15 protein-coding genes are annotated in these 13,116 nt (G+C 51.7%); 7 read left to right on the forward strand and 8 right to left on the reverse strand.

Features of this window, described 5'->3' with window-relative positions; genetic code table 11:
* The first annotated feature begins 280 nt into the window (after positions 1-280).
* The 6 genes from LY85_RS11475 to LY85_RS11500 all read left to right on the forward strand — a co-directional run bounded on the left by LY85_RS11475 (position 281) and on the right by LY85_RS11500 (position 6,223).
* The gene (locus tag LY85_RS11475) at positions 281-826 is read left to right on the forward strand and encodes an NUDIX hydrolase (RefSeq protein WP_141826736.1); all 546 of its coding nucleotides are present in this window, start codon (positions 281-283) and stop codon (positions 824-826) included.
* Between the two features lie 10 nt (positions 827-836).
* Positions 837-1,091, forward strand: a complete 255-nt coding sequence (locus LY85_RS11480; protein WP_141826737.1) for a hypothetical protein — start codon at positions 837-839, stop codon at positions 1,089-1,091.
* A gap of 290 nt (positions 1,092-1,381) precedes the next feature.
* On the forward strand, positions 1,382-2,365 hold the full coding sequence (locus tag LY85_RS11485; RefSeq protein ID WP_141826738.1) for an ABC transporter ATP-binding protein: 984 nt from the start codon (positions 1,382-1,384) through the stop codon (positions 2,363-2,365).
* The gene (locus LY85_RS11490) at positions 2,362-3,066 is read left to right on the forward strand and encodes an ABC transporter permease subunit (RefSeq protein WP_141826739.1); all 705 of its coding nucleotides are present in this window, start codon (positions 2,362-2,364) and stop codon (positions 3,064-3,066) included. The genes LY85_RS11485 and LY85_RS11490 overlap by 4 nt, the downstream gene beginning before the upstream one ends.
* A gap of 12 nt (positions 3,067-3,078) precedes the next feature.
* The gene (locus LY85_RS11495; RefSeq protein WP_243122538.1) at positions 3,079-4,779 is read left to right on the forward strand and encodes a Gldg family protein; all 1,701 of its coding nucleotides are present in this window, start codon (positions 3,079-3,081) and stop codon (positions 4,777-4,779) included.
* A 1-nt stretch (position 4,780) separates the two neighbouring features.
* Entirely contained in the window at positions 4,781-6,223 is a 1,443-nt protein-coding gene (locus LY85_RS11500; protein WP_141826741.1) for a DUF4340 domain-containing protein, read from the forward strand.
* 372 nt (positions 6,224-6,595) lie between these two features.
* Here LY85_RS11500 and LY85_RS11505 read toward each other — a convergent pair whose 3' ends face one another.
* From LY85_RS11505 to LY85_RS11515, 3 genes are read right to left on the reverse strand one after another with little or no spacing between them, the layout of a single operon-like run.
* Positions 6,596-7,183 (reverse strand): flavodoxin family protein, encoded by a 588-nt coding sequence (locus LY85_RS11505; protein ID WP_141826742.1) that lies wholly within the window; start codon positions 7,181-7,183, stop codon positions 6,596-6,598.
* Between the two features lie 15 nt (positions 7,184-7,198).
* Positions 7,199-7,531, reverse strand: coding sequence for a branched-chain amino acid transporter permease (locus LY85_RS11510; RefSeq protein WP_141826743.1), 333 nt, complete (start codon positions 7,529-7,531; stop codon positions 7,199-7,201).
* On the reverse strand, positions 7,522-8,241 hold the full coding sequence (locus LY85_RS11515; RefSeq protein ID WP_141826744.1) for an AzlC family ABC transporter permease: 720 nt from the start codon (positions 8,239-8,241) through the stop codon (positions 7,522-7,524). The genes LY85_RS11510 and LY85_RS11515 overlap by 10 nt, the downstream gene beginning before the upstream one ends.
* Before the next feature lie 106 nt (positions 8,242-8,347).
* Between LY85_RS11515 and LY85_RS11520 the strand changes: the two genes are divergently transcribed.
* Positions 8,348-9,736 (forward strand): PLP-dependent aminotransferase family protein, encoded by a 1,389-nt coding sequence (locus tag LY85_RS11520; RefSeq protein WP_141826745.1) that lies wholly within the window; start codon positions 8,348-8,350, stop codon positions 9,734-9,736.
* Between the two features lie 377 nt (positions 9,737-10,113).
* Here LY85_RS11520 and LY85_RS11525 read toward each other — a convergent pair whose 3' ends face one another.
* Genes LY85_RS11525 through LY85_RS11545 form a run of 5 tightly spaced genes read right to left on the reverse strand, consistent with a single transcriptional unit; the run spans position 10,114 to position 13,109 of the window.
* Positions 10,114-11,196, reverse strand: a complete 1,083-nt coding sequence (locus LY85_RS11525) for a PilT/PilU family type 4a pilus ATPase (RefSeq protein WP_141826746.1) — start codon at positions 11,194-11,196, stop codon at positions 10,114-10,116.
* Positions 11,197-11,214: 18 nt separating this feature from the next.
* Positions 11,215-11,832, reverse strand: coding sequence for a hypothetical protein (locus tag LY85_RS11530; RefSeq protein WP_141826747.1), 618 nt, complete (start codon positions 11,830-11,832; stop codon positions 11,215-11,217).
* A 12-nt stretch (positions 11,833-11,844) separates the two neighbouring features.
* Positions 11,845-12,288: a type II secretion system protein gene (locus LY85_RS11535; RefSeq protein ID WP_141826748.1), complete on the reverse strand. Its 444-nt coding sequence runs from the start codon at positions 12,286-12,288 to the stop codon at positions 11,845-11,847.
* Between the two features lie 13 nt (positions 12,289-12,301).
* Complete coding sequence (locus LY85_RS11540; protein ID WP_141826749.1) at positions 12,302-12,766, reverse strand: DUF4860 domain-containing protein; 465 nt, start codon at positions 12,764-12,766, stop codon at positions 12,302-12,304.
* 16 nt (positions 12,767-12,782) lie between these two features.
* Positions 12,783-13,109, reverse strand: a complete 327-nt coding sequence (locus tag LY85_RS11545) for a hypothetical protein (RefSeq protein ID WP_038322376.1) — start codon at positions 13,107-13,109, stop codon at positions 12,783-12,785.
* Positions 13,110-13,116 lie beyond the last annotated feature (7 nt).

Consider the following 13,116-nt stretch of genomic DNA (forward strand, 5'->3'; position numbering starts at 1 on the left):
GTTGACTCCCTCCGCCGCGGACCATGCGGTCGGCAGACGCCTACGGCGAAGCTCCCAGTCGGCTTATGCTAAATCGAAGTCCGACTGCTCCGGAACTCCTTCCCTCGCGCCGAGCGCGCCACCTCCCTCAAGGAGGAAGAAATGGTTATATAACCAAATACTTTTCGTTATATTTATTGTGTTTTATACTTTAAGTTTTGAAATGGGCACATGTTTTTCTCTATGAGGAAAAAAGCGAAGACGCCTTCTTAAAAACAATTATTTGAACAGGAAGAAAAAAATGGAATTCAACGAAAAGACCCTGAGCAGAAACGATATTTATGAAGGAAGAATCCTCAAATTTCACGTGGATAAGGTGGAGCTGATCAACGGAAAAGCCTCCACCCGGGAGTGCGTCGACCACCCGGGCGGGGTCAGCGTCGCCGTGCTGACGGAAAAGAATGAAATTCTGTTTGTCCGCCAGTTTCGGTATCCTTATAAAGAAGTCGTTCTGGAAACGCCGGCGGGCAAGCTGGAACCCGGCGAGGACCCGTTTGAAGCGATGAAGCGCGAGCAGCTTGAGGAAACGGGCACCACCGGTTCCCGCTATATCGATATGGGAAAGCTTTATCCTTCCCCCGGTTACTCCAACGAAATCATTTATCTGTACGCCTGCCGTCTGGAAACCTCCGGCAAGACGCAGTTTGACGAGGATGAGTTTCTGGAAACGGAAAAAATCCCGGTGGACGAAGCGGTGCGCATGGTGATGGACGGGGAAATCCCCGACTCTAAAACGCAGGTGCTGGTTTTAAAAACCGCGCGGTTTTTGAAGGACGGAAAAATCTGAGGGGTGCGCCATGAAAAAGAAAAAGCCCACTGAGCTGAGCGAGCCGAAAAAACGTCTTATGATGTATCTGGGCCTTTGGGCCGCCTCCCTGTTTTTCGCCATCGGAAACCCACAGGGAAGCTGGCTGCCCATCGGCCTTGGAATCGGGCTGATCGTAGCGTATGCGCCTGAAGCCCTGCGCTGGCTGAAGGGCAGGAAAAGCGGTACGGAAGCCGCCGCCGCAAAGCCGGACGGGACAAAAAACGAGGAAGAACAGAAAAAATGAATTGCTGTCCGGGTACTGCGGTCCCCGAGGCGGCTCTTTTCTTTTATTTCCCGACTCTTTTCACATAGCCATCACATAAAGTTTATAAAATAGAATGGAAACATTCAAAAAAAGTTTACATTCCGACCGCGCCGAATTGCTACAATAAAATGGCGTTACAGCGGGCTTTGTCCGCCTCAGGCTGTCGACAAAATCACGCTTTCTTTTTCCGGCTCCCTTTTAAGAGGAGCGGATAAAAATTCGTTTCTGCATCGGTCACGAAAATAATGGAAACATCAGGAGGGATCTGCATGATTGAGGTGAAAAACCTCTCAAAGCGCTACGGTCAAAACGTCGCTTTGAACAACATCAGCTTCTCGGTTGAAGAAGGAACCGTCGTCGGTTTTTTGGGGCCGAACGGCGCGGGAAAGTCAACCACCATGAACATTATTACCGGCTATCTGTCGGCCAGCTCCGGCTCGGTCACGGTCGGCGGGTACAACACGCTTGACAATCCCAACGAAGTGAAAAAGCTGATCGGCTATATGCCCGAAATGCCGCCGCTTTACCCGGATATGACGGTGAAGGAATATCTGGACTTCCTCTTTGACCTGAAAAAAGTCACACTCCCGCGCGAAAAGCATATCAGGGAAATCTGTACGCTGGTGAAAATCAACGACGTGTATCACCGCCTCATCAATAACCTGAGCAAGGGCTACAAACAGCGCGTCGGTTTTGCGCAGGCGCTTTTGGGCAATCCCCCTGTTCTGATCTTAGACGAGCCCACCGTCGGGCTTGACCCTAAGCAGATTATCGAAATTCGCAACCTGATTCACAACCTGGGCAAAAAACATACGATTATTTTAAGCTCCCACATCCTGCCGGAAATCCAGGCGGTCTGTGAGCGCATCATCATTGTCAATAAGGGAACGCTGGTCGCGGACGGCACGCCGGAAAGCCTTTCGCAGAGCCTGAGCGCCGACCATAAGCTGATCGTCCGGATAGAAGGAAACGAGACCGACGTCAGAAACGCCCTGAAATCCGTCAAGTTCGTGGAAACCGTGCAGAGCTGCGGCGAAAAAGAGCCGGGCGTTTTCGAGTACGAGGTAGAGGCCCGCGACGGCCGCGATGTCCGCCGGGAGCTTTTCCGGGCGGCCGCGGCGAAAAATTATCCCATTCTGTCCATGTCCAACACCGGGCTTTCGCTCGAGGACGTGTTTCTGCGCCTGACCAGCGCGGCCTATACAAAGGACGCCGCTGCTGAAACGATAACGGAAGGAGAGGAAGAAGAATGAGAGCGATTACCAAACGGGAGCTGAAATCGTATTTTACCTCCCCCATCGGCTATGTCTGCGTCGCCATGATTCTGGCGCTGTACGGATATTATTTCTTCCAGGTGCTGATGCTGCGTTCCTCCTCCTATATCTCCAGCGTATACGCCACCATGTTTATCTGGAGCATGATGATTATTCCGATCATCACCATGCGCAGCTTCAGTGAGGAAATGCGCAACCGCACCGATCAGGCGCTTCTGACCGCGCCGGTGGGCGTCACCTCCATTGTGGCGGGAAAATTTCTGGCCGCGCTGGCCGTGTATACCATTGCCATGGTCGGCACCCTGATTCCCGTAGCCGTGATCGGCCTGTTTTCCGCGCCGGAATGGGCGCTGGTTTTCGGGAACTTTTTCGGTTCCCTGCTGTACGGCGCGGCCATGATCTCCATCGGCATCTTTATTTCCTCGCTGACGCAAAGCCAGATCGTCGCCGCTATCGGCACGTTCGGTATTTCCATCCTTCTTCTGGTCGTTGATCAGCTTACCAGTCTTGTCAGCAACACGGTCGCGGTCAAGCTGATCGGCTGGCTGTCCTTCAACACACGGTACCAGCCGTTTACCAAAGGAATTTTTGATCTTTCAAGCATTGTCTTTTTCCTCAGCGTGATCGCGGTTTTTATTTTCCTGACCGCCCGCAAGCTTGAAAGCAGAAGATGGAGCTAAGGGGGTATGAAAATGAACAGGGATAACAATCATGAAATAGAAAAGACCACTCCGGAAACCGAAGCCGCCGAAGAGACTGCGGCGGAACAGACGGAGCCTGCCGCCGGGGAAGAACCCGCCGAAAAGGAAAGCACCAGGAATTTTTCGGAAGAGAACACAGACTCCGAAACAGAAGAGGCCGACGGCGCCAATGAGCCGGAAGAAAAGAAGAAAAAAGGCAAATTGGCCGAAAAGGTCGGCGCGTACACGAAAAGCACAAAATTCCGCCGCGGTGAAATTTCCACCGCGTTTACCGCCGGGTTCCTGATCGTCGTCATTCTCATCAATGTGATCGTGAGCGTGCTGGCGCAGCGGTATCCGTCCATGAATCTGGATCTGACAAAAAATAAAGTGAATACCCTCTCCACTCAGGCGGCGGAAATCGTCTCCAAAGTGAACGTGCCGACCACCATCTATATTATGGCGACACAGGCACAAACGAAGGGCGACCAGCTTCTGTCGGAATACGGCATCAAATACAGCCAGGTCGGGGAGCTCGCCGAGAAAATCGCTGAGAAAAACACCAATATCAAGGTGGAGTATATGGACCTTGATAAGAATCCGACCTTCGCAAGCACCTATAAAAACGATAATCTGGTCGCGGGCGACGTGCTGGTTAAGACGGACAAACGCTACCGCGTGCTCGCCTACACCGACCTGTTCAACGTGCAGTACGGCTCAGACGGCGTGTCGACGGAAACCTATTCCATGGTGGACAGCGCGCTTGCTTCCGCCCTCAATTCCGTGATCGCGGACACCGTCGCGATCGCCGCGTTCGACACGGGCCACAGCGAGCAGCTGGAAACGACCACCTATCAAAAGCTGCTGGCAAACAACAGCTTTGAAACAAAGGATTTCAACCTGCTGACGGACGCGATTCCCGACAATACCCGTCTGGTCGTTCTGGGCTGCCCCACCACCGACTATACCGACGCGGAGCTGAAAAAGCTGGATACCTTCCTGAGCAGCTCCGCAATTGCGGGCGACCGTTCCCTGCTGATTACCTTCCATCCCAGCCAGCAGGCTATGCCGAAGCTCTCCGCTTTCCTGAAGGAATGGGGCATCGAGGTGCCACAGGCCGTGGTTGTGGAAAGCGACCAGAGCAAATATTACACCGACGACCCAAGCTATATTCTTTCCACCGTGCAGACCGGGCTGAGTCTGGGCGGACAGTCGGATTACGGTTACTTTACCACTCCGCAGTCCAACCCGATCAACCTTCTGTTTGAAACCAGAGAAACCAAAACGACTTATTCGCTGGCGAAGTCCAACGATTCCTGCTATCTGGTGGACAACAACACCAAGGCGGACGATACGCCGCAGAAGGCCGCATATAATACGGCGGTGCTTTCACAGGATAAAGTGCAGTCCGGAACGAAGGAATACAAGGCAAATGTGATCGCGCTGGGCAGCACCACCATGTTTGCCGGGGAGATTCTGGGCGCGAGCACCTTTGGCAACGCGAAATACGTGGTTGACCTTTCCCGCTACGCGACCGGTACCACCAATTCCGCCACCGCCATTACGGAGACCTCCGTACAGACCAATGTTTCCGATATTACCCTGAGCGCCGAAATGAGCGTTCTGCTCGGCATCGGCGTGTTTACCCTGCTGATCCCCTTGCTCGTAGTGGTTGCCGGCGTTTGTGTGTACCGCAAGAGGAGGCGCCTGTAAGATGAAAACCAGCACAAGAAATCTGGCAATTGTCGCCGGCTGTATCGTGGTGCTCGGCGGAGTGGCCGCCGTCCTGCTGACGACGGGGGACAAACAGGAGACCGCTTCTTCCGAGACTTCCGCTTCGACCATTGAGCTTGTCTCAAAAACGAGTCAGGACATCGTATCCATGTCCGTAAAAAATAAAAAAGGCGGCTATACGCTCGTCCCGGTTGAAAAATCAGATACCGGTTCCTCCGCATCTTCCGCCGCCTCCGGCACTGCGGCGGAAATCACCTATCTGGTCAAAGAGCTCGGCGGCGTGCCGATCAACAGCACCGCCGCCTCTCAGGTTGTTCAGAACGGATTCAGCCTTGTCGCCACCAAAAATCTGGGGATTGTCAGCAACCTGAGCGAATTCGGGCTGAAGGATCCGCAGGCCACCGTGGAAGTCGCTTTCAAGGATGGAAGCGCCTATAATTATAAAATTGGAAATCCCTCCGCCACGGACAGCAGCGCGTACTATATGTGCGGCGAAAATTCCGACAACGTATATATCGTCAGTATTGACGGCGGGATTCTGGATAGCAAGACCTATTTCGTCAGTAAGACCGTGATGGCGGTTACCAGCAGCAGCGGCGTGAACGACTTTACAAAAATAACACTGAGCGGCACGAATTTTTCGCAGCCCGTCACCGTGGAAAAAAGCGGAACGGAGAGCGTGATTACCTCCCCGGTCAGCGCACCCACGGATGCCGAGAAGCTCAGCGCGGTCGAGTCGGCGCTGACGGACCTGACTGCGGACTCCGTCGAGGCCGTGAATCCTGACGCCGCGGCGCTGAAAAGCTACGGGCTTGACAAACCCTTCGCGATTGCCGATTTTACGGTAAACAGGGAAAGCTATCGGCTTCTGGTCGGCACGAAAAAAGATTCCTCTTATTATGTAAAGCTCGACAAGGTGGACGCGGTCTATCTGGTCAAGGCGGGAAGCCTTGACGCGTGGGTAAGCACGAACGCGTTTGCGCTCCGCAGCAAGGACATTCTCAAGCCCGACATCACAGCGGTAAAATCGCTTTCCGTAACGGCGGGCGGCACGGTCCGGACCTTTGCCGTCGCCAGAACCAAGGACGAAACAAAATCCACCCAGGATAAAACCGAATACGCCTATGCGGTCACCGGAACCGATGGGAAAAAGCTGGACTATGAGAAAAACTATACCGCTTATTTCCAGCAGGTCACGGGAATCCAGCTTCTGGAGGCGGCCGACGCTACGCCAGCCGGCACTCCGGAACTGAAGCTGGAGTACACCTACTTTGACAAAAGCGGGACGGACACGGCCCTGTTTTACAAGACCGGCGACCGGCTTTACACCGCGGTGGTGAACGGCGCGGTTTACGGGATCGTAACGCAGGACGACGTTCAGAAAATTTTGACCGGCGCGAAAACGCTGCAGGACGAGGCATAAAGATAGAAAAGTCGTAGAGCATGAGCAGTCCTCCGATAAGGATGTTTACAAAAATCATAATGGTTTAGCACACGGCTGAACGATTACCGATGAATTGTAAATAATCTTTATTGGAGGATTTGTTTTATGGCAAGGGTTGAATTTGAATAGACAGAGATTGATGGGTTACTATACCCCAGCATTGAAATTGACGGAGAAGCCGAGCCCGGCAGCATGTCGGGCTCCTTTCGCTTTCATTACAGTCTGGGATAATACTTGTCTATCTCCAGGGCTGTATTCAGCTTATAAGCGTAAACAATATAGCAGACAGCAGGGAGAAGAGAGAGGACGGCCAGGACCGTATTGTTTTTCCATAAATATTCCCCCTTTACTTTATGAGTCGGATATGATACCGCATAATTTGCGGGCATATTCCCGAACACGGTTTTCTTTATATTCATCCATAAAGACGGTTTCATAGCCAGGATCACGTTCTGCAAGCATCCCCATATAGACAAGCTGTGAGTGCCTGCAATATCGTTCCATTCCGATCTCAAAAAGATCGGCTCCTTTTTCCGGGCGGTAGCCGCAGGTGGTCAGCAAAGCCAGTTTCTTTCCTGCCCAGAGCGCGGGACCTTTCTCATTTCCATAGTATTTGTTCATGCCGTAGACCAAACGATCCAACAAAGCCTTCATCGGCGGCGTGCAGTACCACGAGTAAATTGGCGTTGCCAGTACGAGCATGTCCGAAGCAAGTATTTTATCGAATATTTCCTGCACATCATCCTGATATCGGCAGCCGAATTTTGACCAGTCCGCCTGACACGCCCTGCAAGCAATGCAAGGCTGAATGTTTTTGCCGTATAACGAAATCAGATCATACTCTGCTCCGCAGGCGGAGAGTTCTTCCGTAAAAGGCTTTAGCAGAGAGGCGGTATTGCCTGTTTTTCTTGGACTTCCCATCAAAATACAGTATTTCATAGACGTCACTCCCCCTTAAAACACAAGCTGTATCAGCAACATGTAAACAATGGTCCCTCCTGCGATGGAGAGCAGCATTTGCTTTTTCCAGAAGTGGAGTACCACGACGGCTGCGATGGCAATCAGCTCCGGGATTCCGCGGCTTCCGGCAAGGATGTTTACATCCTTCAAACAATATATCACGAGCATTCCCAGCACCGCCGCGGGCAAGACCTTTCCCAAATACTGAACATATTTCGGCGTCGGTTTATTTGCGGGAAACAGGATAAAAGGAAGGAAACGTGTTGCCATCGTACCCAAAACCACGACCGCGACCGTTATAATCTGTTGACCGATACTCATTGCCATTTCACTGCACCTGCTTTCATAAGCATCCCTTTGGGCAGGGGCAGAGCCAGCAGGATCAGTATCATTGCCGGGATAATAAAGTGGTCGCTTCCAAACAGAATCAGACATGCCGCAGAGATTCCCAACCCGGCCAAAGAGCTGTGATGTTTTTTTTCTTTCATCCACTGATCCAAAAAAATAACCACAAACAACGCGGTCATGACAAACTCAAGGCCGTCTGTGTTGAACTGGATTAAGCCACCGAACAGGCCTCCCAAAGTAGCGCCCAACACCCAATAGAAGTGATTCAAAAGCGTGACAAAAAACAGGAACCAGCTCTTATCGACACCTTCCGGAATATCTGCCGTGCAGTTGATGGAAAAGGATTCGTCGCACATGCCGAAAATCAGATAAAATCGTTTAAGCCCCGGGACCCGGTATTTCTCCAGCATAGAAATACCGTAAAATAAATGTCGGGCATTAATCACCAGCGTCAGGGCCAATGCTTTGAGCGGGTCGAAGGCTGCCAGCAGCAGGCCTGCCACCACAAATTCCACCGAGCCGCCAAAAATAGTCAGGCTCATCAGCATGGGGTATAAAAAAGGAAAGCCTAAAGTATTCATATAGATGCCATAGGCTATCCCTAAAAATACAAATCCCGCAAAAATCGGAACAGTATAGGGAAAGGCAGCTTTGAAAGCCTTATGTAATATTTGTTTTTTTTGTTCCAAGGGTGCGGTCCCCCTTTCAAAGATCGGGATACTTCATATTTTAGCATTAAAAATACATACACTCAATGATATAATTGTATGTATTACAATGTTGTTGGGGGACCATATGCCGATAAACTCTTTTTTGAATTACCATATGTCTTGGAAGCCGGACAGGCAAATGTTGAACCGCCCGGTATATCAATCGCTTGCCAATTTGCTGGAACACGATATTGCAAACGGATTGCTGGCGCCGGGTACGAAACTCCCGCCGCAGCGGGAACTGGCGGATTATCTGGATGTTAATTTTACTACCATCACAAGAGCTTACAAGCTGTGTGAACTCAGAGGGCTGATCTATGCCGTAACAGGAAGCGGTACGTTTGTTTCACCAAACGCCACACGTTCTGTTACCATTTCGCTGGATAACGCTCCACGGGAATATATTGAACTTGGCTTTGTCGCATCTTTTGAACAATGCAATCGTATGGTTTCAGGCGCTGCGAAAAATATCCTTAAAAAGCGCTATCTCGAACAGCTTTTTGACTATGACGATCCCACCGGAATGCCGCATCAGAAAATGGCAGCTCTTAATTGGATGCAGTCCTTTGGTGTTGATACAGAACCGGAGAATATGGCGATCGTATCCGGTGCGCAGAATGCTCTGGCAATCGCCCTGTTTGCGCTGTTTGAACCCGGAAGCCGCATAGCTGTTGACCGCTATACTTATTCCAATTTCATTGAACTGTCCAAAACTTTTCATATTCAGTTGGTTCCGGTTTCTGGAGACGATCACGGAATGCTTCCGGATGAACTGGACAGCCAATGCCGTCAAACAAAAATACAAGGCATTTTTTTGATGCCTTGCTGCTGCAACCCCACAACGATCATGATTTCAGATAAACGAAAGCAGGAGCTGGCCGCCGTCATTCTAAAACACAAACTGATTGTAATCGAGGATGATATTCATGCTTTTTTAACTGCCGGAATCATAGCGGATTATCAGCGTCCCTTCTATCAGCTCCTGCCGGAGCAAACGGTTTATATTTGCGGGACATCCAAATCCCTGTGCTCGGGGCTTCGGGTTGCTTATATGGTATTTGGCGAACAATTCAAAGAACGGATTTTGAAAGCAATTTTTAACATCAACGTAAAAACGTCTTCCCTTGACGCAGAAATTATTACAGAGCTGATTTTGTCGGGACAGGCAAATGAAATTGTACTTGAAAAGAAAAAACTTGCACAGGCTGTAAACGACATGTTTTTATACTATTTTCCCCAAGCTCCAAGAAAAGGACATCCGTTCAGCTTCTTTCGATGGCTTCCTTTGACGGAGAAGCAAAACACGGATCGGCTATTGCTCCGCCTGCAAGAGAAGGGGGTGCGGGTATTCCACTCGGACCGCTTCCTTACGGCGTCAAATCAGCAAAACAGTTTCCTTAGAATATCGCTGGCTTCCACTGAGTCTTTGGATAAATTGGAAAAAGGGTTAATGATCTTAAAAGAAAACTTATAGGCCTTCTGGCTGTGCAAGAGGGGTGTATTTTCCCCTGTTCCGCTTGACTGCTCAACTATCAATTTATACTGCTCACTTGAGTTCAAGGGAGCATAAAATGGACTTTGTTCCATTCGCTCATTCTTGTCATTCAAGAGCAAACCGGCATCCGGAAGCAGACACCTGAACTCGTGCGGGCGTTTGCCGGGAAGATTGTGGGGTATGGACGTTCCGGACCGCAGCCGTACAAGAAAAAAATTATATGAAGCAGGTTGATGTCTATTTCAATTTTGTGGGTAAGTTTTAGGACAGAAAAAAGCCGCAGGATTTGAAATCCTGCGGCAAATCTTAAAAACTGAAAACATTCTTATTGATAAGGGGCATTGTTCCCGCCTTTTTTAATTGGCCAGCTTCTTTTTTAGGGTCTCCGGGTTCGCGGCGTAGATCAGTGCGTTTTCCCGGGAGATTTTTCTTTCCCGGTAAAGCCGGAGCAAATCCATGTCCATGGCCACCATGCCCTCGCACCCGCACGAATAAATGGTGTTGTCGATCTGATGCACCTTGGATTCGCGGATCAGGTTGCGGATGGCCGGATTGACCAGCATAATTTCAAACGCGGGAATCAGGCCGCCGTCCAGCGTGGGAATCAGCTGCTGAGAAACCACCGCCTGCAGTACCATGGAAAGCTGCACGCGGATCTGCTGCTGCTGGTTGGGTGGGAACACGTCGATGATCCGGTCAATGGTGTTGGCTGCGCCCACCGTGTGCAGGGTGGAAAGCACCAGCTGGCCGGTCTCCGCCGCGGTCATCGCGGTGGTGATCGTTTCATAGTCGCGCATCTCCCCCAGCAGAATGACGTTGGGCGCCTGCCGCAGGGCGGCGCGCAGCGCCCGCACATAGCTCCGGGTGTCGTGGGCGAGCTCGCGCTGGCTCACGATGCTTTTGTCGTGACGGTGCAGGTATTCGATCGGGTCCTCTATGGTGATGATGTGGCTGTTGCGCGTATGGTTGATCTTATCGATAATACACGCGAGCGTGGTGGATTTTCCGCTGCCCGCAGAGCCGGTAATCAGCACAAGACCCTTTTTGATTTCGTTCAGATCGATCACCGTATCGGGAATATGCAGGACCTTCGGGTCGGGCAGCCGGAAAGCGACCACCCTCAGCACCGCGGCCATGGACCCCCGCTGCAGATAGGTGTTGCAGCGGAAGCGGCACAGCCCTTCTATGGAAAAGGAAAAATCGTCGTCTCCGCTTCTCAGAAACGGCTGAATGTCCCGGCCGCTGCCGAGCGAATAGATTTTCTCAATGCATTTCTTCGTATCCTCCGGCTTCAGCCGGTAGGAGTCAAGGCCGTCGATACCCACCGGATGGATGCGGTCGCTCGTCTTAAAGGAAAGGGGGCAGCCCGATATGATAAAAATATCCGATACGTTCTCCTCCACGGCCCTTTTCAGGATTTCAATAATATCAAATTCCATGCAATCACTCCATTGCGCTTATTGGGCGCTGTTGCCCTGCCAAAGCTCCAGCGTATCGCCGCCGTCGCTTTCAAGCGCCTGGGGCGTCAGTTTTCTTTCCGTAATCCGGTACCGCTCCGCGTCGTCAAAAGCGCCGACGGCCAGCCGTGTTTCGATCTGCCTGCCCGCGCCCGCGTCGACTGGAAAACGAACGTTCAGCGAATCCTCGTCGGAGGGTTCCACCGTGACCCCGTCAAGGCGGGTGAGCAGCATCTGGGCAAAGCTGCGGTAACAAACGGCCTTTTTCTGTTCCGCAGAGGCATTGCCCGCCAGAATTTCCGTTGCTGATTGTAATTTAGAGCGATTTTTATACTGATTGTATTCTTTTAACTGTATAAGAGCAATTCCACCCGTGGCCTTCGCGGCGTCTTCCCTTGCGCTCAGAAGCGCTTCGTCTATTTTCTGGAGCTTCTGCTCCGCGATAGCGGTTGCGGCGTAATAGTTTTCAACCGTTTCCGCGTTTTTGGTGGAAATCTTATTGTCCGCGTTCGCGGTCACGTAGGAAAGGATCCCGAAGGTGGTCAGGCAGAGCACGACAAAAATCATCAGGATGGAGGACGCGCCCACACCCAGATGAAAATTTCCTTTTCTTCTCACACAGGCACCTCCTCAGCTTTCGGGCAGATATTTTGCGGAGCTCAGCGAATAAATACTGCTGTCGCCGCCGTTCTGGCGGCGGCTGACGGAAACGCTCACGCTGACCATGGTCCCTCCGCCGGAGGGCGTTTTTTTCAGGGTGACGTCGGCGATGTAGCGCGGGTCGGTATCCGTCCGGTTCCAGTCGCGGTCGTAAAGGATGCGGTAGCTTCCGTCGTTTTCCTGTTTTGCGGTTTTCAGCGCCTCGGGCAGCTGATCGGGCGAAGAGAGGGAACGGACCTGCTCCGCGATATTTTCCGCCTGAATCACCGCGACGCTCAGGTCGCTGCTCTGCCGCGCGCGGTTGTTGGCCTGCACAAAAAGCTGCAGGGTGACCGTGACGGAAACGGCGAAAAACAGGATGACCAGAATGATCTCCACAAAAAAGCTGTTGATCTGTACCGCGTTCCGTTTCATTCCATCACCTGCTTTATGTTAGGGAAAGACTGAGCGAAAGCGCGCGGCTGTTTTCGCCGCTGACCGAAAGGCTCAGCCGGTTCCCGTTTTTCTCCATAGAAAAGGAGGACACCGGCGTAATCCTGTCGCCGCTGCCCACGCTGAAGCCGTTTTCAGCGCTTGTGAAATATTCCATCAGATAGCCGTCGTGATAATAAATGTAGGTCTTGTACTCCCGTGCGTTGAAATCGGAGCGGATTACCAGCGTCTGCTGCCCGTCCAGGGTCTCCACGGAAACGTCGCGGCTGTCCGCCGAGTGAACCTTATTGGTGACATAGGAAAGGGTGGCGCGCGTTTCATTGTTGCTGTCCATTTTGCCCACGATCCCGCGGTAAACATTTGCCCCGATCAGCACCAGAAACAGGGAACAGACCGCGAACAGGCAAAAAATCAGCAGGATAAAAACAGTATGGACGGAATGGGAATTTCTGCTGTTCAATCTTGATTCCTCCCCGTTAAGATTCGGCGCCCTTCTCCAGCACCCTCACCGAGGGCATGATGTTGCTGCCCGCCGTTTCATACTGGACGACATATTTGCCGTGGTCGATTTCAATTCCGTAGTGGTCTTCCAGATATTGAATATCCGGGGGGTAAAACCCTTCCACCGCGTAGCAGTTGACAATGGCCTTCTGTACGGCCGCGCGGGTCACGCGCAGCTTTTCCTCACTGTTCGCTCGAAGGGCGCTGCTCAGGCCGGACCAGAAAAGATACAGCAAAGCGCAGAAGATAAGGACGGAAAGCAAAAGGTCCCTGTAAGCGAATTTCTTTTTGTAAAGCCTCAAGCGATCC

Origin of the sequence: Clostridium sp. KNHs216 (assembly GCF_006714885.1) — a bacterium.
GTDB lineage: Bacteria > Bacillota > Clostridia > Oscillospirales > Acutalibacteraceae > Caproiciproducens.

Coding starts and splice junctions, on each gene's coding strand:
- LY85_RS11475 (WP_141826736.1), top strand. CDS start 281: ATGGAATTCAACGAAAAGACCCTGAGCAGAAACGATATTTATGAAGGA.
- LY85_RS11480 (WP_141826737.1), top strand. CDS start 837: ATGAAAAAGAAAAAGCCCACTGAGCTGAGCGAGCCGAAAAAACGTCTT.
- LY85_RS11485 (WP_141826738.1), top strand. CDS start 1,382: ATGATTGAGGTGAAAAACCTCTCAAAGCGCTACGGTCAAAACGTCGCT.
- LY85_RS11490 (WP_141826739.1), top strand. CDS start 2,362: ATGAGAGCGATTACCAAACGGGAGCTGAAATCGTATTTTACCTCCCCC.
- LY85_RS11495 (WP_243122538.1), top strand. CDS start 3,079: ATGAACAGGGATAACAATCATGAAATAGAAAAGACCACTCCGGAAACC.
- LY85_RS11500 (WP_141826741.1), top strand. CDS start 4,781: ATGAAAACCAGCACAAGAAATCTGGCAATTGTCGCCGGCTGTATCGTG.
- LY85_RS11505 (WP_141826742.1), bottom strand. CDS start 7,183: ATGAAATACTGTATTTTGATGGGAAGTCCAAGAAAAACAGGCAATACC.
- LY85_RS11510 (WP_141826743.1), bottom strand. CDS start 7,531: ATGGCAATGAGTATCGGTCAACAGATTATAACGGTCGCGGTCGTGGTT.
- LY85_RS11520 (WP_141826745.1), top strand. CDS start 8,348: ATGCCGATAAACTCTTTTTTGAATTACCATATGTCTTGGAAGCCGGAC.
- LY85_RS11525 (WP_141826746.1), bottom strand. CDS start 11,196: ATGGAATTTGATATTATTGAAATCCTGAAAAGGGCCGTGGAGGAGAAC.
- LY85_RS11535 (WP_141826748.1), bottom strand. CDS start 12,288: ATGAAACGGAACGCGGTACAGATCAACAGCTTTTTTGTGGAGATCATT.